This window comes from Staphylococcus sp. GDY8P94P, from assembly GCF_017892255.1.
Classification (GTDB): domain Bacteria; phylum Bacillota; class Bacilli; order Staphylococcales; family Staphylococcaceae; genus Staphylococcus; species Staphylococcus cohnii.
This window is the reverse complement of the sequence record NZ_JAESKU010000007.1, coordinates 125,656-149,936: the sequence shown is the minus strand read 5'-3', so window position 1 is coordinate 149,936 and position 24,281 is coordinate 125,656. Positions and strand designations below refer to the sequence as shown.

General features: G+C 32.9%; 20 protein-coding genes and 1 riboswitch. Of the genes, 16 read left to right on the top strand and 4 right to left on the bottom strand.

The window, feature by feature from the left end; genetic code table 11:
* Positions 1-82 precede the first annotated feature (82 nt).
* Both KA926_RS04105 and KA926_RS04100 read right to left on the bottom strand, forming a co-directional pair.
* Complete coding sequence (locus tag KA926_RS04105; RefSeq protein ID WP_210143642.1) at positions 83-1,393, bottom strand: LLM class flavin-dependent oxidoreductase; 1,311 nt, start codon at positions 1,391-1,393, stop codon at positions 83-85.
* Positions 1,394-1,412: 19 nt separating this feature from the next.
* Positions 1,413-2,165: a 3-oxoacyl-ACP reductase gene (locus tag KA926_RS04100; protein WP_107384514.1), complete on the bottom strand. Its 753-nt coding sequence runs from the start codon at positions 2,163-2,165 to the stop codon at positions 1,413-1,415.
* Between the two features lie 106 nt (positions 2,166-2,271).
* A riboswitch (TPP riboswitch) is annotated at positions 2,272-2,370 on the bottom strand.
* Positions 2,371-2,573: 203 nt separating this feature from the next.
* On the opposite strand from KA926_RS04100, the gene rpsP reads away from it, so the two are divergent.
* The 4 genes from rpsP to rplS all read left to right on the top strand — a co-directional run bounded on the left by rpsP (position 2,574) and on the right by rplS (position 4,910).
* Positions 2,574-2,840 (top strand): 30S ribosomal protein S16, encoded by a 267-nt coding sequence (gene rpsP, locus KA926_RS04095; RefSeq protein WP_019468468.1) that lies wholly within the window; start codon positions 2,574-2,576, stop codon positions 2,838-2,840.
* A 372-nt stretch (positions 2,841-3,212) separates the two neighbouring features.
* On the top strand, positions 3,213-3,719 hold the full coding sequence (gene rimM, locus KA926_RS04090) for a ribosome maturation factor RimM (protein ID WP_192946735.1): 507 nt from the start codon (positions 3,213-3,215) through the stop codon (positions 3,717-3,719).
* Positions 3,719-4,456, top strand: coding sequence for a tRNA (guanosine(37)-N1)-methyltransferase TrmD (trmD, locus tag KA926_RS04085; RefSeq protein WP_210143641.1), 738 nt, complete (start codon positions 3,719-3,721; stop codon positions 4,454-4,456). The genes rimM and trmD overlap by 1 nt, the downstream gene beginning before the upstream one ends.
* Positions 4,457-4,559: 103 nt before the next feature.
* The gene (rplS, locus tag KA926_RS04080) at positions 4,560-4,910 is read left to right on the top strand and encodes a 50S ribosomal protein L19 (RefSeq protein ID WP_019468465.1); all 351 of its coding nucleotides are present in this window, start codon (positions 4,560-4,562) and stop codon (positions 4,908-4,910) included.
* Between the two features lie 93 nt (positions 4,911-5,003).
* Here rplS and KA926_RS04075 read toward each other — a convergent pair whose 3' ends face one another.
* Together KA926_RS04075 and KA926_RS04070 are read right to left on the bottom strand one after the other, a co-directional pair.
* Complete coding sequence (locus KA926_RS04075; RefSeq protein ID WP_348634174.1) at positions 5,004-7,622, bottom strand: YfhO family protein; 2,619 nt, start codon at positions 7,620-7,622, stop codon at positions 5,004-5,006.
* Between the two features lie 28 nt (positions 7,623-7,650).
* The gene (locus KA926_RS04070) at positions 7,651-10,227 is read right to left on the bottom strand and encodes a YfhO family protein (protein ID WP_210143639.1); all 2,577 of its coding nucleotides are present in this window, start codon (positions 10,225-10,227) and stop codon (positions 7,651-7,653) included.
* Between the two features lie 346 nt (positions 10,228-10,573).
* On the opposite strand from KA926_RS04070, the gene ylqF reads away from it, so the two are divergent.
* The 12 genes from ylqF to rpsB all read left to right on the top strand — a co-directional run bounded on the left by ylqF (position 10,574) and on the right by rpsB (position 24,271).
* Positions 10,574-11,434, top strand: coding sequence for a ribosome biogenesis GTPase YlqF (gene ylqF / locus KA926_RS04065; protein ID WP_107384719.1), 861 nt, complete (start codon positions 10,574-10,576; stop codon positions 11,432-11,434).
* 9 nt (positions 11,435-11,443) lie between these two features.
* The gene (locus tag KA926_RS04060; RefSeq protein ID WP_192946731.1) at positions 11,444-12,214 is read left to right on the top strand and encodes a ribonuclease HII; all 771 of its coding nucleotides are present in this window, start codon (positions 11,444-11,446) and stop codon (positions 12,212-12,214) included.
* Between the two features lie 107 nt (positions 12,215-12,321).
* Complete coding sequence (gene sucC, locus KA926_RS04055; protein ID WP_019468460.1) at positions 12,322-13,488, top strand: ADP-forming succinate--CoA ligase subunit beta; 1,167 nt, start codon at positions 12,322-12,324, stop codon at positions 13,486-13,488.
* Between the two features lie 21 nt (positions 13,489-13,509).
* Complete coding sequence (gene sucD, locus KA926_RS04050; RefSeq protein ID WP_019468459.1) at positions 13,510-14,415, top strand: succinate--CoA ligase subunit alpha; 906 nt, start codon at positions 13,510-13,512, stop codon at positions 14,413-14,415.
* 227 nt (positions 14,416-14,642) lie between these two features.
* A complete protein-coding gene (dprA, locus tag KA926_RS04045) occupies positions 14,643-15,515 on the top strand; it encodes a DNA-processing protein DprA (RefSeq protein WP_210143638.1) in 873 nt (290 codons plus the stop codon).
* 193 nt (positions 15,516-15,708) lie between these two features.
* Complete coding sequence (gene topA, locus KA926_RS04040) at positions 15,709-17,775, top strand: type I DNA topoisomerase (RefSeq protein WP_192946729.1); 2,067 nt, start codon at positions 15,709-15,711, stop codon at positions 17,773-17,775.
* A 150-nt stretch (positions 17,776-17,925) separates the two neighbouring features.
* Positions 17,926-19,233 carry an FADH(2)-oxidizing methylenetetrahydrofolate--tRNA-(uracil(54)-C(5))-methyltransferase TrmFO gene (trmFO, locus tag KA926_RS04035; protein WP_192946728.1) on the top strand — a complete coding sequence of 436 codons (1,308 nt, stop codon included), beginning with the start codon at positions 17,926-17,928 and terminating at the stop codon, positions 19,231-19,233.
* Positions 19,234-19,350: 117 nt separating this feature from the next.
* Complete coding sequence (gene xerC, locus KA926_RS04030; protein WP_192946727.1) at positions 19,351-20,241, top strand: tyrosine recombinase XerC; 891 nt, start codon at positions 19,351-19,353, stop codon at positions 20,239-20,241.
* A gap of 3 nt (positions 20,242-20,244) precedes the next feature.
* Positions 20,245-20,787, top strand: a complete 543-nt coding sequence (hslV, locus tag KA926_RS04025; RefSeq protein ID WP_107384725.1) for an ATP-dependent protease subunit HslV — start codon at positions 20,245-20,247, stop codon at positions 20,785-20,787.
* 100 nt (positions 20,788-20,887) lie between these two features.
* Positions 20,888-22,300, top strand: a complete 1,413-nt coding sequence (gene hslU, locus KA926_RS04020; protein WP_192946726.1) for an ATP-dependent protease ATPase subunit HslU — start codon at positions 20,888-20,890, stop codon at positions 22,298-22,300.
* Between the two features lie 23 nt (positions 22,301-22,323).
* Positions 22,324-23,097 (top strand): GTP-sensing pleiotropic transcriptional regulator CodY, encoded by a 774-nt coding sequence (gene codY, locus KA926_RS04015; protein ID WP_192946725.1) that lies wholly within the window; start codon positions 22,324-22,326, stop codon positions 23,095-23,097.
* Positions 23,098-23,479: 382 nt separating this feature from the next.
* Entirely contained in the window at positions 23,480-24,271 is a 792-nt protein-coding gene (rpsB, locus tag KA926_RS04010; protein WP_040030607.1) for a 30S ribosomal protein S2, read from the top strand.
* Positions 24,272-24,281 lie beyond the last annotated feature (10 nt).

Genomic DNA, 24,281 nt, shown 5'->3' with positions numbered 1-24,281 from the left:
GTCCATATCATTTCCCCAGGCGTCATCACGATGTAAAATCGTAGAAAATATAAAATTATAAATTTTCATTTGTGAATGGTATTTAATTTAACTTAGGTATATTAATATTTTCCCTAAATGTCGTACCTTCATATTCTGTTCTAAAAAGATTTCTTTTTTGTAATTCTGGAATGATGTAATCTACAAAATTTTCCAAGCTATTAGGAAAAGTTGGTGGCATTAAATTAAATCCGTCAACTACACCCTCATTAAACCAATGTTCCATTTCATCAACAATTTGTTCTGGTGTTCCAATGAGCGTTAAATGTCCACCACCTGCACTAAGATATCCTAACAATTGTCGTAAAGTTGGGTTTTTGTCTTTTATAATTTCCAACACAGTTTGATAACGACCTTTGGGACCTTTAAAAGATTCTAATGGTGGTAAAGGTGGCACCTGTTCATCCAAATCCCAATTATGACAATCTTGATGGATGAAAAATTCTAATTGATTTAATGCTGTTTCAATTGCTAAGTTTGCATCTAGTTTTTGCTTTTTAGCATAAGCTTCTTCGTATGTTGGGCCGACATATGTGACTAACCCCGGAAAGACTTTTAAACTGTTTTCTGATTTGCCTGCTAATTTTAGTTGATGATTTAATCTTTTTTTAAATGCAGTGGCTTGCTGTATGTTCCAAGCTACTGCATAAACAGCATCTGCGTATTTAGTAGCTAATGCAATGCCAGGATCTGATGCACCAGCTTGCATAGCAACAGGTTTGCCTTGTAGGCTACTTGGGGTTGTTAAAGGTCCCTGTACTTTGAAATGCTCTCCTACATGATTGATCTCATGGATATGATCCGCATTGATTAGAATATCATGCACCTTGTCATGTATAAAATCATCTGAGCTCCAAGATGTTAATAATTGATTCATGACACATGCAAATTCATCTGCTTTTTTATAACGTTCATGATGTGCAGGTAAACTCGACATGCTATGATTTGCTGCTTCTAAATCCGTCATAGACGTTACTAAATTCCAGCCTGCACGTCCTTGACTCATATGATCGAGACTCAATAATTGCCTTGCAGCAGTAAAAGGATTTGAAAATGTACTTGAGATAGTTGCAACAAGACCTATATTTTGTGTTACTTGTGCTATTGCTGCTAAATCCATTAATGGATCAAACCAAAAAGCTGGCATATCATTATACGTTTTAGCAGGAAAAGATTGATTATCTGCAAAAAATATAGCGTCCAATAATCCCCGCTCTGCTAATCTAGCTAACGATTTGTAATAAGCGGTATCTCCAATTTGGTCAATGCTAGAATCATGCATACGCCATGCAGCTTGGTGATGGCCACAACCGTAAAGTAATACACCTATATTGAGATATTGGGTATGTGTCATAATTGATATCCTCCATATTTTAATTCATTGTTAAGCCACCATCTACGGTAATATTTTGACCAGTGATACCATTAGCCTGATCGGAAACTAAAAATGTCACCATGTTAGCTACATCTTGTGGTGTTGTAACTTTATGTAATGGCGTAGTTTGTTCGATTAAATCAAACACTTCATCCGTAGTGACAGCACTAGCGTCTGTTGTCTTTAATAAACCACCAGAAACGACATTAGCTTTGATGCCATATTGTCCTAGTTCGGCAGCGATATTTCTAGTGAAACCGATTAAACTTGACTTAGCGGTAGTATATTCGTGGTAGGGTACGACAGGATTTTGGTATAAATTCGTTCCGATAGATATAATGGTACCTGATTTGTGCTTAATAAATTGATCAATAACGCTTTGCGTTACATTGAAAGCACCTTTGAGCGTACCGTCAATTTGTTGTTGATAATCTGACCAGCTTAAGTCTTTAAATGATTTTTGACTAGAAGGATCAAATTTAAATCCTATAAGCGCATTATTCACAACAGCATCTATTTTTCCAAAATAATTAGTAGCTTCCGTGATTAATTGATCAACTTGTGTTCTGTCTGTGACATCAGCACGTATTGCAATTGCATGCTCGTGACCAATTTCGTCCACAACTTTTTCTGCTAATGCTTTATTTTGAAAATAATTGATAATTACATTATGTCCTTGCTTACCTAAAGTTTTTGCTATTGATGCACCTAATCCTCTACTGCTACCAGTTATAAGTATTGTTTTAGTCATCATTTCACTCCTAGAATTATTTATTAAATAAAAAATACACAACCTCTGTGAGAGAAGTTGTGTACTAAAAATCTAAAATCTATAATTAAGATATTAAAATAGCTTTGTCATTTTTGTAACACTTCCCTCCGCTAGTATGGACTAGATCAGGTTCAAAGGGTTTGAGTAAACTCATCTCAGTTAAAAAACACCCCTAGTGCATTTCATATTTAATTTATTCTCAATTTATAGTGTTTAATGATTAATGTCAAGTTTACGTCGAAATCGGAAGCTATATTGATACAATTAATTGTTTAAAAGTAAAAATATAAAATGGTAAAGAAGAAACTCTTTACAAATTTCTAAATAACTGTTAATATTATTTCTTGTAGAAAATAAAAATTAGAACAATCAAAGGAGAGAATATAAATGGCAGTTAAATTACGTTTAACACGTTTAGGCTCAAAAAGAAATCCATTCTATCGTATCGTAGCAGCAGATGCTCGTGCGCCACGTGATGGTCGTAACATCGAACAAATCGGAACTTATAATCCAAATAATGTAAATGCTCCAGAAGTTAAAATTGACGAAGAGTTAGCATTAAAATGGTTAAAAAATGGTGCTAAACCAACAGATACTGTACACAATATCTTATCAAGAGAAGGTATCTTGAAAAAATTTGACGATCAAAAATAATTGTCATCATTTACACATATTAAATTTATAAAAGGAGAGGCGTAGAAATCTCAGTGATTTAAAATGATTTCATCGTCTCATCTCCGCATGAATGACTAAGGTAAAATTTTTACCATAGCGCATGCCAATATAATGATAAGAGGCTGAGACAATACATTTGTCCCAGCCTTTTAAATTATCACAAACATTTTAGTGCAGATTCACTAATTAATAAGATTGTTTAAAGGAATAAATAAAATAATCAATACAACATTTTACCACGTAACGATAGAGAAGGCTTATTATAATTATAACAATTCATGTTATAATTATTTTAGTCAAAAAATGAAAAAAACGAATTTCAATGATACATACATTATCGGAGGAGCTTAAATGAAAGTAGAAATAGGTAAAATTATCAATACACATGGTATAAAAGGCGAAATCAAAGTTCAATCTCACTCAGATTTTACAGATATCCGCTTTCAACCAGGTGAAATTGTGATGATAGAACGTCAAAATGAACCAACAATAGAATTGAAAGTTGCGACATATCGTATGCATAAAGGGCTGCACATGTTGACTTTTGAAGGTATCAATAATATTAATGATATTGAGCATTTAAAAGGGGAGATACTTTTACAAGAACGCGACCATGAAGAAATTGAATTAGGTGAACATGAATATTATTACTCAGATATTATTGGTTGTACCGTATTCGATGATAAAGAAACGCCTATTGGACGCGTGATAGAAATTTTTGAAACGGGTGCGAATGATGTATGGGTTGTCAAAGGTGAAAAAGAATATCTTATACCATATATAGAAGATGTTGTTAAACATATAGATGTTGAAGGTAGACGTATTGATATTACGCCTATGGAAGGACTGTTGGAGTAATGAAGATAGATTATTTAACTTTGTTTCCTCAAATGTTTGATGGCGTATTAAACCAATCGATTTTAAAAAGAGCACTAGATAAGGAAATGCTACAAGTCAATACTGTCGATTTTAGAAGTTTCGCTGAAAATAAACATAATCAAGTAGATGATTATCCTTTTGGCGGTGGACAAGGTATGGTGCTCAAACCAGAACCTATATTTAATGCAATGAAGTACATTGAAAAAACAGAAAATACACGAGTGATTTTAATGTGTCCACAAGGTCGGCCATTTAATCAGGAAATTGCACAGGAACTCAGTCATTCAGAACATTTGGTTTTTATTTGTGGACATTATGAAGGATATGATGAACGAATTCGACAACATCTAGTTACTGATGAAATTTCTATGGGAGATTATGTTTTAACAGGTGGAGAATTGCCTGCAATGGTAATGACTGATGCAATTGTAAGGTTAATACCAGGTGTTTTAGGCAATCAACAGTCACATGAGGATGATTCCTTTCAGGATGGTTTATTAGAATTTCCACAATATACAAGACCACGTTCATACCAAGATATGAACGTGCCAGATGTATTATTGTCAGGTAATCATGCGCATATTGATCAATGGCGTCATGAGCAAAAACTGATACGTACGTGGGAAAAGCGTCCAGATTTATTAGAAAATTATCCACTTACGGATAAAGATAAAGATATTTTAGAAAGATATAAAAAGCAATTGAAAAATGAATGACAGTGTGCTAACATAATTTAAGTGTGCGACACACGAAAATCACTATGATCCGCTGCTATATATTTGTCAAGGCAAGAACATAGGTTGAAGGAGAGAAAAAATAATGAGTAATCACAAATTAATCGAAGCAGTAACACAATCACAATTACGCACAGATTTACCTTCATTCCGTCCAGGTGACACTTTAAGAGTTCACGTACGTATTATTGAAGGTACTCGCGAACGTATCCAAGTATTCGAAGGTGTTGTAATCAAACGTCGTGGTGGAGGCATTTCAGAAACTTTCACAGTACGTAAGATTTCTTCAGGTGTAGGTGTGGAACGTACATTCCCATTACACACGCCAAAAATCGAAAAAATCGAAGTTAAACGTCGCGGTAAAGTACGTCGTGCTAAATTATATTACTTACGTGAATTACGTGGTAAAGCTGCTAGAATCAAAGAAATTCGTTAATCAGCATAAAAGTCATAAAAAAGAAGCAGTTCCTATTAGGAACTGCTTCTTTTTTTTTGCTTCGTAATCAATTCGACGAAGGTAATAATGATATTATTTTTTAGCATAAATCCATTTTGTGTATATGAAACTTAAAACGACGCCAATAACACTAATTATGATCAATAACCATGTATAGGGTGGTGTATATTTAAGCGTAATTGTCTTTTGTCCTTGTTCTACAGGGATAATTGTCATGATGCCATTTCCTTGTTTAACTGGTAACGTTTTGCCTTTGTCTGTATAAGCTTTCATCCCATCTCTATAAGGCATTGGCAACACAAGATAACCTTCATCATTTTTATTTTTTTCAATTGTATAATTACGCGCATTTTGTGAAACTTTCACTGAGTGTAGTTGTTTATGCGCTTTATTTAATACGTCGTAGTTTTCTCCGTAAATTCCTTTAATATTAAAACGATAAGTCCCTTTAGATAATTTTATATTCAAATCTTGAGCAGATTTTATGCGCATTGTTACAGGAGTGACGAAACGTCTGTACTTATAAGATAAGTTATTACGATGTTGATTATATTCATTTACGCCAACATTGTGTACTTTATCTGGGCCCAACAATTCAACATCCATCTCTACATAGAGGTCTTCATATTGATCGGCAATAGATGTTGGTAACTTATACTGGATACCACCGCCGTCCTTAGAAACGGATAATTTATTTTTTTGTGTACGTTTTGCATTAACTAAATGAGTTGAAGTTTCTGCAAGTAAGTTTTTATTCGGTTTGAACTGTTGATTGGTAGGGTATGCGTCTGTCTGGTCAAAAACGACCCCTTGTAACATTGCTTGTTCTTTATCCAAAGGTGATTTAAGATCTTTTTTATTAAATACTTTATTTGTAATATGTGCACTTGGATAGTTGATTTTATTTGTTGAGTGTACAAAGGATTCATCATCAGAATGTTTGATTGTACTATGCTTAGAAAAACCATAAGGCATATTTTTGTCTTCTGGACGTCGTATACGATCATTGACATCCCAAAGTGCCATCAAATTAGCTCTATTTGAAAGTAAACGGTAAGTGCTGTTTTTATCCGTATGCATATTGATTTGTAATGTTTTATCATAATATTTTAAAATATTATGATAAAAAATACTTGAATATAATGCAATGCCGTTGAAATGATATATCATTGGTGAATTCAAACCATATTGTGACATGTAATCGATTCTACTGAATGGATTATCTTGACTCTGTTTAATCTTATCAATTTTTTTGGCTAATGCAGGACTTTTATATTTTGAATCATGCATTGACGAAACTGTCGATTCGTATTTTTGAACATTATTTACATGATCGTTCTCTAAAATAATTGCTTGTTGAATAATGAATAATATTACAAGTACAACAGATGGCCATTTTAATTTGAATAGTGATTTTTTATAAAGCAATATACCGATAAAAATCATAATTACAAGGCAGACGCCCATCCATGACATTCTTTGCTCTTTAACTATAATTTGCATAATACCCATAATCATTAATACGGGTAAGCAAGCGAATATATACGCCTTCAATGATAATTCAGATAAATGCTGAATAAATAATGCAATTAATCCAGCAGTAGTTAGCGCAAATATATAAACCCAGCGGCGCTCAGGTGTTGAGAACCCATTGAACATACTATCGAAAAGGGGAGTTAGAGATCCTATTAGCATCACCCAAGTTGCGATAGCGAAAAGTCTATAATAATAATGTCGATATAATTTAAAAGATAGTAAGGCAATGAGTGCAATGATAGTAACAGTGATATAAAAACCATTTGTGAAAAAATGTTTTTGTCGTGCGAAATCTGTAATGATACCAAAATTAAAGTAAGGATTACTTACTCTATCGTTATTTAAAAAAGAAGAAACTCCAGTATAAAAACCCCATATAGCAATTAAGGTACTTAATATAACTGCTATAGGTATCATCCAAAGTTGTTGTTTCCTTGTGACGCTATCTTTTGCATGTGGGAAGATGCATCTGTAGATAAAGTAACTCAAAATGACAATAGCTTCGTAATAACTAAAATAAAAATTAGAAAATAATGTTAAAGCAATAGCAAAAATAAATAATCCAATTTTTCTTTCTTTATAAAACCGTTCAATACCAAGCAAAGATAGTGGGAGAAAAATTAATAAATCTCCATAATATGACCAAGTAAAATTAAAATAAATGACGGTTGTTGAAGCTGCATATAACATTGAAGCCAAAAATACTATGTAGTTTTTGAGCTTGATATAATTAAAGAAATAGAACGCAAGGATAAATGTAGCAATACCTTTGACAAAAGCTACAATCAATTGGTTACTTGCCCAATATGTGATATTGCTAGGGTTGCTATGAAATATTACTTCAGATAACCACACGAATAAAAAATTAATTATTACAAAAGGTGAGGTTGCATAGTAATAGGATAAATCTTTAACATAATCTCCACCTAAACCAAAAGAATGATCATAAAAACTTTTGAATTGGCTAAAGTGTTCGTAAAGATACATTTGGAAAGGCATCATTTGCCTAAATCCATCACCATGACCACTGAATACGACACCGTCAGTTAAATAGCGATAAATATATGGTGTGAACGTTAATAAAGCTACGCCAACGCCCATTAAAAGGATCGTAAAAAATCTTGTTAGTTTGTGGGACCAAATTCTATGAAACACGGTCATACCTCATCTCAGATAAACTCCTTTATTTAAATTTAGATTTTTGTTTTAGACACCAAAAAGCACTTATTAAGATACTTATACCTGAAATTATAATCATCGTAAACCAATATTTCGGTCGATATTTAATGACAATTTCACGATCTTGTTCTGAGACTGGCACACCAGTCATCATATAATTTACTTTTTTAGGTTTTACTTTTTTATGATCTATGTAGGCCATCATACCGTCACGATAAGGAATGTTAATCGTTGCGATACCCTTAGAGTGTGGCGCTAACTTCACTTTAACTCCATTGTTAATATCATTATAATAATGATTTTGTTTTGTGTTATAGGCTTTTTTAAGTTTATTATAGTTTTCTCCATGAAGACTTTGAATTTCAAAATAATAATTACCTCTAAGATTAATAGCTATGTTAATATTACCATCTTTATCTGGTTGTGTCCTATATAATTGGTTTTCAACGCCAGTTTTATAGGTTGAATTGTTATATAAACGGTGGTTAGCATAATTATTGATATTAATTGTGTAGTTACTATCGGGTTGGCCACGTTGAACTTTTAAACTTAAATAAAAGTCTGAATAACGTTTTCTTAAGTGATTTGGAACATGAATTTTAATCTGACCTTGGTTTTTGGGCAGATAGATTTGATTATGATTTTTCACTTTTATATTTTTATAAACTATTTTAGTTGAATTGATAAGGTTTTGTGCATTATCCGTATAAGTCTCACCTTTATTTTTTATAACAACACCATCTAACATCGCATGCTCTCGATCGATAGGAGTTTTTAAAGCGTCGGCATTATAGATTTGATCAGTCACTTTTACGGAAGGTAAGTTTAAAGTATTCTCATAAATGTGATATTGTCCTTCACTTTTTACTTTTTTAAAATAACTAGGAACATTGTTTTCGTAATCTTTTAACATTAAATATTTCATTGAAAATAAACTGCTAATATTTTGTCGCCCATTAGTACTTTGGTATCTACTCACTGATTCAGACTGCAGGTTAATTTTTAAATCATCGTAGTAATAGTCTAAAATATTATGGTGAAAGATACTTGAGTATATACTTGAACCTTTAAAAAATTGATACATAGGTGTGTTATCTTGTTCATTAACACGCCAATCGATACGTTTGTCTTCGGTCTTAGAATGTTTCATTTCAGAGACTAACTGTCTTTGTAACGGTGTGTTAAAAAGACTTGCATTGACATAATAACGATTTGCTCGTTCAACATGATCTTCAAAATAAATTTGATTGCGTATAAAAACAGCTACAACGAGTGTTGCTAATATCAATATGGCAGTATAGTAAAAATAAGCTAAACGTTTACGATAAGTTGGAACATGAATACACAATACTAATAAGCCAATTAAACTAACAATAGGTGTAAACCAAAGCCAAGAAACGAAATCATCATAAACCCAAGCGCTTATAAAGATAAAACTTAAACTTATGATTGATGAAAAAAGATAGTTTTTAACCGTTAAAGTGCTAAAGTATTTTGCATATAGTCCAATGAGCAATGCAGCGTTAAAAGCTATTAAGTAATGCCATCTTTTTTGTGGAGCGGAAAAACCGTTAAAGAGCTGATCGACAAATGGTAAATAATTAGCACCTATCGTAAGGATCATAAAGATAGCGAATAACTTAAAATAAAAATGTTTGTACAGTTTAAATGATAACAGTGCTTGTATCACTATAAATAAAATCACTATTAAGTAATTGTCATAAAATAAATTCGTATTTTGGTTGAAGGGTTCAAAAGCATCTACGTCTCCATTAAAAGGTATACGTCTATTATTGGTATAAGCACGTAAGCCATGATAAAAAAAGAAAAGACTACAACCAAGTGCTAAAATTGCAGCAATGAGGATTGTGTATATTGCTTTAAATCTAGGAACGATATCATGTTTATGCTTATATATTAACCTAACTGTGAAATAGATTAGGCCTACAATTAGTTGATAATATGCAAAATAAAAGTTATTAATTAATGAAACTGTGACTACTATAATAAACATAGCTTTTTTTTCTTTTTGTAAAAATAATTCAATAGACCATAAGAGTAGCGGTAATAATATAAAAATATCACTGAAAAAAGGCCAATATACAGTAAACCTAAAATAGAGTGGTGATATTACAAAAAGATATGACGATAGTAGTGCAATGCTTCTGCTATGTGTAATGTAACGTACAAAACCAAAAGTTGCTAACATCGCTAATGTTGATTTAAATACTGAAATTACAATAGCATTTGTCATCCAAAACATGATGTCTTGCGTATTTAAATTGACAACTAATTTTATTATAAAGATAAACAGCACATTAATCATAAATAAAATATTAGTTGAAAAATAATAACTTAAGTCAGTAAAAAAATCTCCGCCTAATCCAAAATCAGTGGCGTAAAACCATTGTCCATGACTCCATTTATCATACAAGTACATTTGCATTGGAATCATTTGTTCCATGCCATCGTTGGGCCCTGTAAATAAAACACCATCATTTATAAATCTATAGATGACGTATCCATGACCAATGATTGCTAATATAAAGCATAATAATATGTAAAAAAGCATCCTTTTCATGAGTAGTCTCCTGTAATTGAATTATTTTAATTCTATTGTAACGATTTTTTAGATTTATTGATAAAAATTACTATTATTTTATTTCAAAAAATTAATCACAAGATTATATTAATTTTGGTATTTAGTATTGAAGGGCACAAATTTGCTTAGTTTAAGGTCTGTTCTAGACAATTGGGCATTTATTATAGGAAAATAGTGTAAATTAGTTTTTTAAATAAAGTAAATACAAGTTTTTATTTATCTCTATTCACCGCTCGTGTTATGATTTTAAGGTCAATGAATGGTATGAATAAAATATAAAATTTTGAAAAACAAACGAATAAACGTAAAAAGAAAGGTGAAGTAAATGGTAATCCAATGGTATCCAGGACATATGGCAAAAGCAAAACGCGAAGTTGCTGAACAATTAAAGAAAGTAGATGTTGTTTTTGAACTTGTTGACGCCCGTATTCCTTATAGTTCAAGAAACCCAATGATTGATGACGTGATACAACAGAAACCAAGAGTAGTTATTTTGAATAAAAAAGACATGGCGAATTTAAAAGAATTAGAAAAATGGGAGTCTTATTTTAAAGAAAAAGGCTATTATCCAGTGGCAATCGATGCTAAACATGGAAAAGGACTAAAATTAGTAGAGCAAACAGCTATTAAAGCAACACAAGAAAAATTTGACCGTGAAAAGAAAAAAGGACTAAAACCACGTGCGATTCGTGCAATGATCGTCGGCATTCCTAATGTTGGGAAATCTACACTTATTAATAAGTTAGCACACAAATCCATTGCTAAAACTGGAAATACACCTGGTGTTACAAAGCAACAACAATGGATCAAAGTTGGAAATTCGCTTCAATTATTAGATACGCCAGGTATACTTTGGCCTAAATTTGAAGATCAACTTGTAGGAAAAAAATTAAGTATTACCGGAGCGATTAAAGATAGTATTGTACATTTGGATGAAGTTGCGATTTATGGTCTTGAATTTTTAAAAACCTATGATTATGAAGGATTGAAAAATCACTATAAGGTCGATGTGCCAATAGAAGCTGAAAATTTAGAATGGTTTGATGCTATAGGACGTCGTAGAGGATTGTTGCGTAGCGGTAATGAGGTTGACTATGAAGCGGTCATTGAATTAATCATCCATGAAATTAGAAATGCGAAAATCGGAACATATACGTTTGATGTTATTAAAGAAATGGATGTGTAACGTAAATTTATGAAACAAACGATAAAAGAAATTAAAGACCAATTAGCAACGTTACACAACACAAGCGATATTCAACTTCAACCATTTTATAAGGATGAACGTATTGGAGTTCAAAAAGCAATAGCAGCAAGAATAAAACAACTAGATAAAGAACAACAATTAATAAATCAATATCAAGCAATGACATTTTATGAAAATCAAATATTAGCAAATGATGAAAGTGCGATAATTTGTGGTATTGATGAAGTGGGGAGAGGCCCACTTGCAGGACCAGTTGTCGCTTGTGCGGTGATATTAAATCATGATCATCACTTTACAGGTCTTAATGATTCGAAACAACTTACTGCCAAAAAAAGAAAAGTATTAGAACATCAGTTATTAGAGGAATTACATGCTTATGCATTCGGCTATGCTACTGTAGAGGAAATTGATGAAATCAATATTTATGAAGCGACAAAATTAGCTATGAAACGTGCTATTAATGGGCTGTCAGTTCAGCCAACACATTTACTCATTGATGCGATGACTTTAGAAACAGATATCGATCAAACATCTCTTGTGAAAGGCGATGCTAAAAGTGTATCTATTGCTGCAGCAAGTGTCTTAGCCAAAGAAAATAGAGACAGGTATATGACTCAGCTTGCCCAAAAATTTCCAGAGTATGGGTTTGAAAAAAACGTTGGCTATGGGACTCAGCAACACTTAGATGCAATTAAAAATCACGGCATTTTAAATGTCCACAGAAAAACATTTCAACCAATTAAATCACTTTATAAATAATCTAAAAATTAAAAGAATTGAAATAAGTAGTTTAAATCAGTTTACAATAGCGCTTTCATTTCCTATAATTAAATATGAACTTAACCTAAGAAACAGGAGGATGGAGAATGAATATCCACGAGTATCAAGGTAAAGCAATATTTCGTTCAATGGGCGTTGCTGTCCCAGAAGGACGTGTAGCATTTACTGTTGAAGAAGCAGTTGAAAAGGCAAAAGAATTAGATTCAAATGTATATGTTGTAAAAGCGCAAATTCACGCCGGGGGTAGAGGTAATGCAGGCGGTGTTAAAATTGCAAAATCACTATCTGAAGTGGAAACATATGCAAAAGAATTGTTAGGAAAAACATTAGTAACACATCAAACTGGACCAGAAGGTAAAGAGATTAAGCGCCTTTACATAGAAGAAGGCTGCGATATTCAAAAAGAATATTATGTTGGATTCGTAATTGATCGCGCAACTGATAGAGTAACTTTGATGGCATCAGAAGAAGGCGGTACTGAAATTGAAAAGGTTGCTGCTGAAACACCTGAAAAAATCTTCAAAGAAACAATTGATCCAGTTGTTGGATTAGCACCTTATCAAGCAAGAAGAATTGCTTTCAATATTAATATTCCTAAAGAATCTATTAATAAAGCAGCTAAGTTTTTAGTATCACTTTATAATGTATTTATTGAAAAAGATTGTTCAATTGTAGAGATTAACCCACTTGTAACTACAGGTGATGGACAAGTACTTGCATTAGATGCAAAACTCAACTTTGATGACAATGCGTTATTTAAACATAAAGATATCCAAGAATTACGCGATTTAGAAGAAGAAGATCCAAAAGAAATCGAAGCTTCTAAATATGATTTATCATACATTGCATTAGATGGCGACATTGGCTGTATGGTAAATGGTGCTGGTCTTGCAATGGCGACAATGGATACAATCAATCACTTTGGTGGTAATCCGGCGAACTTCCTTGACGTAGGGGGCGGCGCAACGAAAGAAAAAGTTACTGAAGCGTTTAAAATCATATTGGGTGATGAAAACGTAAAAGGTATCTTTGTTAATATCTTTGGTGGCATTATGAAATGTGACATTATTGCTGAAGGTATTGTTGCTGCAGTTAAAGAAGTTGAATTAACTTTACCGTTAGTTGTACGTTTAGAAGGTACAAATGTTGAAAGAGGTAAAGAAATTCTGAAAGAATCAGGATTAGCTATTGAACCGGCTGCAACAATGGCAGAAGGCGCACAAAAAATCGTAAAACTTGTAAAAGAAGCGTAAGGAAAGGATGGGAACGCTAAGATGAGCGTAATGATAGATAAAAATACAAAAGTAATTGTACAAGGTATCACAGGGTCTACTGCACTTTTCCATACAAAACAAATGCTTGAATATGGTACGCAAATTGTTGCAGGGGTAACTCCAGGTAAAGGTGGTCAAGTGGTTGAAGGCGTACCAGTTTTCAATACTGTTGAAGAAGCTAAAAAAGAAACGGGTGCAACCGTTTCAGTAATCTATGTACCTGCTCCATTTGCAGCAGATGCTATTTTAGAATGTATTGAAGCTGAGTTAGATTTAGCTATATGTATCACAGAGCATATTCCAGTTATCGACATGGTTAAAGTGAAACGTTATTCAGAAGGTAAGAAAACACGTGTTATTGGACCAAACTGTCCAGGTGTTATTACTGCAGACGAATGTAAGATTGGTATCATGCCTGGTTATATACACAAAAAAGGTCATGTGGGCGTAGTTTCACGTTCAGGTACATTGACTTATGAAGCTGTGCATCAGTTGACTGAAGAAGGCATTGGTCAAACTACTGCAGTAGGCATCGGAGGAGACCCAGTTAACGGTACTAACTTCATCGATGTATTAAAACAATTTAATGAAGATGATGAAACGAAAGCAGTTGTTATGATTGGTGAAATTGGCGGTACAGCAGAAGAAGAAGCTGCTGAGTGGATTAAAGCTAATATGAACAAACCTGTTGTAGGTTTCGTTGGTGGTCAAACAGCACCTCCAGGAAAACGTATGGGTCATGCTGGCGCAATTGTTTCTGGTGGTAAAGGTACTGCAGATGAGAAAATCAAAACATTAAATAGTTGTGGTGTGAAGACTGCAGATACACCATCAGAAATTGGTACAACGTTAATTGATGCTGCAAAAGAAGCAGGTATCTATGAACAGTTACTTACTGTTAAATAGTATAAATTAACAATAAAATAGTATTAAAAATGAGCACAAACTCCCAAAATATGTCGGAGTTTGTGCTATTTTAAGTCTATGAATTTTGTATGATATGAAGATTATGTACTGTACTCATTTAAATTTCTTTTTAAAAATAGATTACAAATGTAGTGTGAATGAATTTAATTTGTAAACTGATTTTATATCGATTTACTTTATAATGATTTTATAAAGGAGCACGATATATGAACCCAGATTATCTATTTTTAAAATTACGTTTCTCAGGACTGTCCACACAGCAAATACATTGGTTACTTAAATTTAAAAGCAATTTTCTGTCATACACTAAGCGTGAACAACATACAATATTAAAACTATATTTATCAACTACTAAATCTCAAAAGAAATATCAAATATATCATGATTTTGTTAACTATCATATTGATGCTATACTGATGCAATTATATAAATGGAATATTAATTTTATTGGAATTAATCATCCATCTTATCCAAATTTACTTCGTGAAATACATGATCCCCCGTTTATACTTTTTTATAAAGGAGATATCGCGTTAACTGCACGTGATCAAACCCTTGCAATTGTTGGCTCTAGGCATGCTACTGATTATACAAGGGATGCTCTGAAATTTCTTTTTCCTTCATTTAAAAAGAAGAATTTAACTATCGTTTCTGGATTAGCAGAAGGTGCAGACCAAATAGCACATCAATACGCTATAGAAAATCATATGTCAGCTATTGCAGTGTTAGCCTTTGGCCACCTTAATCATTATCCAAAATCGACGCAAAAACTTAGGGAACAGTTAGAACAAACAGGATTAGTCATCAGTGAATATCTGCCTTATCAAAAACCGCTTAAACACCATTTTCCAGAAAGAAATAGATTGATTAGTGGTCTTTCGAAAGGTGTATTGATAACAGAATCTACAATTAAAAGTGGCACTTCAATTACAACAAATTGCGCATTAGAACAAAATAGAGAAGTATATGTTTTACCAGGTTCAATGTTTAATGATATGACAATGGGTAACCTAATGAGTGCACAAGAAGGTGCAAAAATTGTAATATCACCGAAAGATATCGTAGATGATTTTGACTAAAATTGATATAAATAAAATTGTACGAGAATACTTTTTGATTTGTAAAAAAGATGTGAATAATCGGTGTCTTTTCAAATAATTATAGCTAAATATATCTTTGTTTAAATGAATTTAAAATTAAAAACATTGACAAAAACAAAATAGACCGTTTATCATTTATCTTTGTAATTAGAAATGCAAGGGGGTAACTACTTTGGCAGAAAATTTAGTCATAGTTGAATCGCCTGCAAAAGCTAAAACCATTGAAAAATATTTAGGTAAAAAATATAAAGTTATCGCATCTATGGGGCATGTAAGAGATTTGCCAAGAAGCCAAATGGGCGTAGATGTAGAAAATGACTATGAACCCAAATATATTACTATACGCGGCAAGGGTCCTGTTGTTAAGGAATTAAAAAAACATGCTAAGAAAGCAAAAAATATATTCTTAGCAAGTGACCCCGATCGTGAAGGTGAGGCAATTGCTTGGCATTTAGCGAATATATTAAATTTAGAAGACTCAACTGAAAATAGAGTAGTATTTAATGAAATAACAAAAGATGCAGTAAAACAAAGTTTTAAACATCCTAGAGGTATAGAAATGGAACTCGTGGATGCACAACAGGCTAGAAGAATTTTAGACCGTTTAGTAGGTTATAATATTTCACCTGTTTTATGGAAGAAAGTTAAAAAAGGACTTTCTGCGGGTCGCGTACAATCAGTCGCTTTAAGATTAGTCATAGATCGTGAAAATGAAATCAGAAATTTCAAGCCAGAAGAGTATTGGAAAATAGAAGGGGAATTTAGATATAAAAAATCAAAATTTAGTGCTAAATTCTTACATTATAAAAACAAACCATACAAATTAACTAATAAAAATGAAGTTGAGACGATTACATCACAGCTTGATGGAGATCAATTTGAAGTTACAAAAGTAACAAAAAAAGAGAAGACGCGTTATCCTGCAAATCCATTTACGACTTCAACACTACAACAAGAAGCTGCAAGAAAATTGAATTTCAAAGCGCGTAAAACAATGATGCTTGCTCAACAATTATATGAAGGTATCGACTTGAAAAAACAAGGTACAGTTGGTTTGATCACTTATATGCGTACAGATTCTACTAGAATTTCTGAACAAGCCAAGAGTGAAGCTAAAGGTTATATTCAAGATACTTATGGTAATGAATATACTTCAAATCGTAAATCTAAAGGTCAAGGAGACCAAGATGCCCACGAAGCTATTAGACCATCTAGTACTTTGCGTACACCTAGCGAAATGAAAAATTATTTAACTAGGGATCAATATAGATTATATAAATTAATTTGGGAGCGTTTTGTTGCAAGTCAAATGGCACCAGCTATTTTAGATACGGTAGCATTAGATTTAACGCAGAATGATTTGAAATTTAGAGCTAATGGACAAACAATCAAATTCAAAGGTTTTATGACTTTATATGTAGAAACAAAAGATGATGGAGATGAAGGTAAAGAAAATAAATTACCTAATATAAATGAAGGTGAAATGGTTACAGCAACAAATATTGAACCTTCACAACATTTTACACAACCTCCACCACGTTATACCGAAGCAAGATTAGTAAAAACCTTGGAAGAAATGAAAATAGGACGTCCATCAACTTATGCACCTACAATTGATACAATTCAAAAAAGGAACTACGTTAAAAATGAGAGTAAGCGTTTTGTTCCTACCGAATTAGGTGAAATTGTTCATGAACAAGTTAAAGAATACTTCCCTGAAATTATTGATGTAGACTTTACAGTTAATATGGAGACATTACTCGATAAAGTTGCAGAAGGTGAGATAGCATGGAAAAAAGTGATTTCAGATTTCTATAATAGCTTTAAACAAGATGTTGAACGTGCAGAAGAAGAAATGGAAAAAGTAGAAATTAAGGACGAACCTGCTGGGGAAGATTGTGAAGTTTGCGGTGCACCTATGGTTATAAAAATGGGTCGATATGGTAAATTTATGGCATGTTCAAACTTCCCTGATTGTAGAAATACAAAAGCAATCGTCAAAACAATTGGTGTGACTTGTCCTAAATGTAAAGAGGGCGATGTCGTTGAACGTAAGTCTAAGAAAAATCGTATCTTCTATGGTTGTTCTAAATATCCTGAATGTGATTTTGTGACTTGGGATAAACCAATCGGACGTGATTGTCCAAAATGTGAACACTATTTAGTTGAGAAAAAACAAGGACGTAAAAGCCAGGTTATTTGCTCAAACTGTGATTACAAAGAAGAAGAACAAAAATAACAATTATATATAAATTGATTATTAGGAAAAGAAAGCATTTTTTTAATAATATTTAGCAACTTACGATTCATATTTATAATGTAGAGATATGTTATTAAACTTATAAATTAGTATCGTAGTTGCTATTTTTTTGTATAGGAGGATTAATATATGACTCAAATTGTCAATGTTGTAGGAGCTGGTTTAGCTGGCTCAGAAGCCGCTTATCAATTAGCGCAAAGAGGCATAAAAGTAAATTTAATTGAAATGAGGCCGGTTAAACAAACTCCAGCACATCATACAGATAAGTTTGCTGAATTAGTATGTTCCAATTCATTACGTGGCAATGCGCTAACTAATGCCGTGGGTGTATTGAAAGAAGAAATGCGCCGAATGGATTCTCTCGTTATAACCGCAGCAGATAGAGCACGTGTACCTGCTGGTGGAGCGCTTGCTGTAGATAGACATGATTTTGCAGGTTATATTACTGAAACGTTGAAAAATCACCCGAATGTAACTGTAATGAATAAAGAAATTAATACTATACCTGAAGGATATACCATTATTGCTACTGGTCCTCTAACGACAGATCAATTAGCACAAGAAATTGTTGATGTAACAGGTGAAGATCAGCTATATTTTTATGATGCTGCAGCACCGATTGTTGAAAAAGACAGTATTGACATGAATAAGGTTTATTTAAAATCACGTTATGATAAAGGTGAAGCGGCTTATTTAAATTGTCCTATGACCGAAGAAGAATTTAATAAATTTTATGATGCTTTATTAGCAGCAGAGGTAGCACCTGTAAATGAATTCGAAAAAGAAAAATATTTCGAAGGTTGTATGCCATTTGAAGTAATGGCAGCACGTGGACGTAAAACATTATTGTTTGGTCCAATGAAACCAGTTGGTTTGGAAGACCCTAAGACTGGTGAAATACCATATGCTGTTGTACAATTACGTCAAGACGATGCTGCTGGTACTTTGTATAATTTAGTAGGGTTTCAAACACATCTAAAATGGGGTGCACAAAAAGAAGTGCTTAGATTGATACCGGGTTTAGAAAATGTTGAAATCGTTAGATATGGTGTAATGCATAGAAACACATTTATTAATTCTCCTGATGTACTTACGGAGACTTATGAATTAAAAGGAAAAGAAACACTTCACTTTGCTGGCCAAATGACTGGTGTAGAAGGTTATGTAGAAAGTGCGGCAAGTGGTTTGATTGCTGGTATTAACGTAGCACATAAAATTAAAAATAGAGGAAAGGTTATTTTCCCTAGAGAAACGATGTTAGGTAGTATGGCTTATTATATTGCTCATGCAAAAAATGAAAAAAACTTCCAGCCGATGAATGCTAATTTTGGTTTGCTACCAGTTTTAGATGAAAAAATTAAAGATAAAAAAATAAGATATGAACAACTCGCTCATAGAGCTTTATCATATTTGGACAACTTTAAAGAAACATTATGATTTTAATAGAATGAAAAGTGATTCAGAAAATTAAAAAAGTTTTTCTCAATTTAATAGTTATTTTTCGCAGTTCCCTCCATCGATATGCTACAATTTATATCGATGGAGGGGTTTTTATTGGAAGAAATCCAACAAGCTTATTTATATATGCTTAAAGTAGAACGGCATTTTTCAGATCATACATTAAAATCATATCATGATGATTTAGAACAATTTAATGATTTTTTAAATCAAGAGCATTTAAGCTTAGCTAATTTTGAATATAAAGATGCAAGAAATTACTTAAGCTTTTTATATTCAAAAAACTTGAAAAGAACATCGGTTTCTCGTAAAATTTCTACGCTGAGAAGTTTTTATGAGTATTGGATGGTACAAGATGAAAGTGTTATAAATCCATTTATACAATTAGTTCATCCGAAAAAAGAACAGTATTTGCCGCATTTCTTTTATGAAGAAGAAATGGAAGCATTATTTAAAACAGTAGAGCAAGATTTAAAAAAAGGTTTAAGAGATCGTGTTATTTTGGAACTTTTATATGCAACTGGGATTAGGGTTTCAGAATTAGTGAATATCAAAGAACAAGATTTGGACATGAATTTGCCAGGTGTTAAGGTTTTAGGTAAGGGTGGTAAAGAAAGGTTTATCCCTTTCGGCGAATTTTGTAAACAGAGCATTGAACATTACTTAGAAGCATTTAGATCCAAAAAAAGTACCGAACACGATTATTTGTTAGTTAATATGAACGGTGCGCCTATCACTGAGCGTGGCGTTCGTTATGTGTTGAATGATGTAGTGAAACGAACTGCAGGTGTGACAGATATACATCCACATAAATTAAGACATACGTTTGCTACACATATGTTAAATCAAGGCGCTGACTTAAGAACAGTGCAATCGTTATTAGGACATGTTAATTTATCGACGACAGGTCGTTATACACATGTTACGAATGAACAGCTTAAAAAAGTATATTTAAATGCACATCCTCGTGCAAAGAAGGAGAATTAATATATGAGTACATCTATTCATGCGACAACTATTTTCGCAGTACAACATAATGGACATTCGGCAATGGCTGGTGATGGTCAAGTAACACTTGGAGAACAAGTGATTATGAAGAAAACTGCTAGAAAAGTTCGACGCTTATATAATGATAAAGTGTTAGCTGGATTCGCAGGTAGTGTGGCAGATGCATTTACATTGTTTGAAAAGTTCGAGACAAAATTACAACAGTTTAGTGGTAATTTGGAAAGAGCCGCTGTCGAATTAGCGCAAGAATGGAGAGGCGATAAACAGCTAAGACAACTGGAAGCAATGCTTATTGTTATGGATAAAGATTCCATCCTTGTGGTGAGTGGTACAGGGGAAGTGATTGCACCAGATGATGATTTGATTGCAATTGGATCAGGTGGTAACTATGCCCTAAGTGCAGGTAGAGCATTAAAACGTCATGCGACTGATTTAAGCGCACGTGAAATGGCTTATGAAAGTTTGAAAGTTGCATCAGATATTTGCGTATTCACGAATGACCAAATCGTTGTAGAAGAACTTTAAAAATTCATATTTTAAAATAAGTAGAAATAACAAAAACTAAAAATATATGAAATAAATGACGAGTTTTTGAAGAAAATATAGTAACGGAGGTATTTATCTTATGGAGTCGAATGGTATTAAATTAACGCCAAAAGATATCGTTTCAAAACTTAACGAATATATAGTCGGTCAAGATGACGCTAAACGCAAGGTAGCAGTAGCATTAAGAAATAGATATAGACGGAGCTTGCTTTCTGATGAAGAGAAACAAGAAATTGCACCTAAAAATATTTTAATGATTGGACCAACTGGTGTAGGGAAAACGGAAATTGCGCGACGTATGGCTAAAGTGGTTGGTGCACCTTTTATTAAAGTAGAAGCCACGAAATTTACAGAAGTAGGTTACGTTGGTCGTGACGTTGAGAGTATGGTTAGAGACTTAGTTGATATTGCTGTTAGACTAGTTAAAGATCAAAAGAAAGCGTTAGTTAAAGATGAAGCGAGAAATAAAGCAAACGAAAAATTAGTTAAACTATTAGTACCAAGTATGAAGAAGAAAGCGAATAGCGCTAATAGTAATAACCCCTTAGAGTCTCTTTTTGGTGGAGCAATACCTAATTTTGGTCAAAATAATGAAGATGATGAAGAAGATACACCAACAGAAGAAATCAAAACAAAGCGTTCTGAAATCAAACAACAATTATTAAATGGTGAACTTGAAGAAGAAAAAGTGAGATTAAAAGTCGAGCAAGACCCAGGGGCCTTAGGTATGTTAGGAACAAATCAAAATCAACAAATGCAAGATATGATGAACCAACTTATGCCAAAGAAAAAAGTAGAAAGAGAAGTGCCGGTCAAAACAGCTCGGAATATTTTGACAGATGAATATGCTGATGAACTGATTGATCAAGAAACTGCCAACCAAGAAGCGATTGAGCTAGCTGAACAAATGGGAATTATTTTTATAGATGAAATAGATAAAGTGGCTACGAACAATCAAAATTCAGGTCAAGACGTTTCACGACAAGGTGTTCAAAGAGATATTTTACCTATACTTGAAGGTAGCATGGTTCAAACTAAATATGGTACTGTTAATACTGAACATATGCTATTCATTGGCGCAGGAGCTTTTCATGTTTCAAAACCAAGTGATTTAATACCTGAATTACAAGGTCGTTTCCCAATTCGTGTTGAATTAGAAAGCCTATCTGTGGAAGACTTTGTAAGCATTTTAACTGAACCTAAATTATCATTAATTAAACAGTATGAAGCGCTACTTCAAACAGAACAAGTAACAGTTAATTTCACTGAAGAAGCGATTAAACGTCTGGCAGAAATTGCTTTTCAAGTTAATCAAGATACAGATAATATTGGCGCACGTAGATTGCATACAATACTTGAAAAAATGTTGGAAGATTTATCGTTTGAAGCACCGAGCATGCCACATGCCGTTGTAGATATCACACCTCAATATGTTGATGATAAGTTGAAATCAATTTCAACAAATAAAGATTTAAGTGCATTTATTTTATAATATAAACAAAAAGGAGAAGTAATATGAGCTTATTATCAAAAACAAGAGAATTAAATACACTTTTACAAAAGCATAAAGGAATCGCTGTAGACTTTAAAGACGTCGCACAAACAATAAGCAGTGTAACAGTGACAAATGTTTTTATTGTATCAAGAAAAGGTAAAATTTTAGGATCAAGCTTAAATGAATTGTTAAAAAATGAACGTATTACTCAAATGTTGGAAAATAGACATATACCTGTAGAATATACAGACAAGTTAATGGATGTAAAAGAAACGAAATCTAATATTGGTATTGAAAGTGTTCTTTCTGTCTTCCCACCTGAAAATGAAGATGTATTTAAAGATAGTAAGTCAACTATTTTTCCAATACTAGGTGGTGGAGAAAGACTAGGTACGTTAGTACTTGGGCGTGTACAAGACGATTTTTCTGAAAATGACCTCGTTTTAGGTGAGTACGCGGCTACAGTTATTGGTATGGAAATACTGCGTGAAAAACATAATGAAGTTGAACAAGAAGCAAGAGATAAAGCTGCAATCAATATGGCAATCAATTCGTTATCATACTCAGAAAGTGAAGCCATTGAACATATTTTTGAAGAGCTAGGTGGTAAAGAAGGCTTGCTAATTGCGTCTAAAGTAGCTGACAGAGTTGGTATTACACGTTCTGTGATTGTTAATGCATTACGTAAATTAGAAAGTGCAGGAGTTATTGAATCACGTTCATTAGGTATGAAAGGTACGTTTATTAAAGTTAAAAAAGAAAAATTCTTAGATGAATTAGATAGAATAAAATAAAACGTATAATAGTTAATTCATGCATTTGGTATTTACACTATTCACATCATTTTGTAGATCCATGCGTAATGCGTTGATTTGATAAATATGTAAAAAATAAATACAATGTTATTTTTAAACTTAAGCATTTCATATTAAGCATCTCATACATGGGTGGAATCGTGTTATCTGAATTTGTAAAAATACAACTTGAGAGCATGCCATTATGAATGAGAAATTATAAGCTGAACTATTGCTTTATATGTATGAATATGATATATTTATTCACGGCTATTAAGCCAATACGCACATAAAGAGCGGAAGTATAAAGGGTGCGATAACTTATTATCGTGTTTATATGAGCTTTTTATGGAGGTAAAAAACCAATAGGAGGATTTTATTTATGGCAGTAATTTCAATGAAACAATTACTAGAAGCAGGTGTTCACTTCGGTCACCAAACACGCCGTTGGAACCCAAAAATGAAAAGATACATCTTCACTGAAAGAAACGGTATCTACATTATCGACTTACAAAAAACAGTGAAGAAAGTAGAAGAAGCGTACAACTTTATCAAACAAATTTCAGAAGATGGCGGAAAAGTTTTATTTGTTGGTACAAAAAAACAAGCACAAGAATCAGTAAAAGCTGAAGCAGAACGTGCTGGTCAATTCTACGTTAACCAAAGATGGTTAGGTGGAATTTTAACTAACTATAAAACAATTTCAAAACGTATCAAGCGTATTTCTGAAATTGAAAAAATGGAAGAAGATGGCTTATTCGAAGTATTACCTAAAAAAGAAGTAGTAGAACTTAGAAAAGAATATGACCGTTTAATTAAATTCTTAGGCGGAATTCGTGATATGAAATCTATGCCTCAAGCATTATTTGTAGTTGACCCTCGTAAAGAGCGCAACGCAATTGCTGAAGCACGTAAATTACACATCCCAATCGTTGGTATTGTGGATACTAACTGTGATCCAGATGAGATCGATTATGTTATCCCTGCAAACGATGATGCTATCCGTGCCGTTAAATTATTAACTGGTAAAATGGCAGATGCAATCTTAGAAGGTCAACAAGGTGTATCAAATGAAGAAGTAGCAGCTGAACAAAACATTGATTTAAATGAATCAAAAGAAGAAGCTACTGAAGCAGAAACAACTGAAGAAAACACTTCTGTTGAATCAAACTAAGAATAATGTA

What these genes read in the sequence shown, in the direction of transcription:
- ylqF (WP_107384719.1), top strand. Translation starts at nt 10,574, where the DNA reads ATGGTAATCCAATGGTATCCAGGACATATGGCAAAAGCAAAACGCGAA.
- trmFO (WP_192946728.1), top strand. Translation starts at nt 17,926, where the DNA reads ATGACTCAAATTGTCAATGTTGTAGGAGCTGGTTTAGCTGGCTCAGAA.
- rpsB (WP_040030607.1), top strand. Translation starts at nt 23,480, where the DNA reads ATGGCAGTAATTTCAATGAAACAATTACTAGAAGCAGGTGTTCACTTC.
- sucD (WP_019468459.1), top strand. Translation starts at nt 13,510, where the DNA reads ATGAGCGTAATGATAGATAAAAATACAAAAGTAATTGTACAAGGTATC.
- dprA (WP_210143638.1), top strand. Translation starts at nt 14,643, where the DNA reads ATGAACCCAGATTATCTATTTTTAAAATTACGTTTCTCAGGACTGTCC.
- KA926_RS04100 (WP_107384514.1), bottom strand. Translation starts at nt 2,165, where the DNA reads ATGACTAAAACAATACTTATAACTGGTAGCAGTAGAGGATTAGGTGCA.
- hslV (WP_107384725.1), top strand. Translation starts at nt 20,245, where the DNA reads ATGAGTACATCTATTCATGCGACAACTATTTTCGCAGTACAACATAAT.
- hslU (WP_192946726.1), top strand. Translation starts at nt 20,888, where the DNA reads ATGGAGTCGAATGGTATTAAATTAACGCCAAAAGATATCGTTTCAAAA.
- sucC (WP_019468460.1), top strand. Translation starts at nt 12,322, where the DNA reads ATGAATATCCACGAGTATCAAGGTAAAGCAATATTTCGTTCAATGGGC.
- codY (WP_192946725.1), top strand. Translation starts at nt 22,324, where the DNA reads ATGAGCTTATTATCAAAAACAAGAGAATTAAATACACTTTTACAAAAG.
- KA926_RS04070 (WP_210143639.1), bottom strand. Translation starts at nt 10,227, where the DNA reads ATGAAAAGGATGCTTTTTTACATATTATTATGCTTTATATTAGCAATC.
- rplS (WP_019468465.1), top strand. Translation starts at nt 4,560, where the DNA reads ATGAGTAATCACAAATTAATCGAAGCAGTAACACAATCACAATTACGC.
- KA926_RS04105 (WP_210143642.1), bottom strand. Translation starts at nt 1,393, where the DNA reads ATGACACATACCCAATATCTCAATATAGGTGTATTACTTTACGGTTGT.
- rimM (WP_192946735.1), top strand. Translation starts at nt 3,213, where the DNA reads ATGAAAGTAGAAATAGGTAAAATTATCAATACACATGGTATAAAAGGC.
- trmD (WP_210143641.1), top strand. Translation starts at nt 3,719, where the DNA reads ATGAAGATAGATTATTTAACTTTGTTTCCTCAAATGTTTGATGGCGTA.
- KA926_RS04060 (WP_192946731.1), top strand. Translation starts at nt 11,444, where the DNA reads ATGAAACAAACGATAAAAGAAATTAAAGACCAATTAGCAACGTTACAC.
- rpsP (WP_019468468.1), top strand. Translation starts at nt 2,574, where the DNA reads ATGGCAGTTAAATTACGTTTAACACGTTTAGGCTCAAAAAGAAATCCA.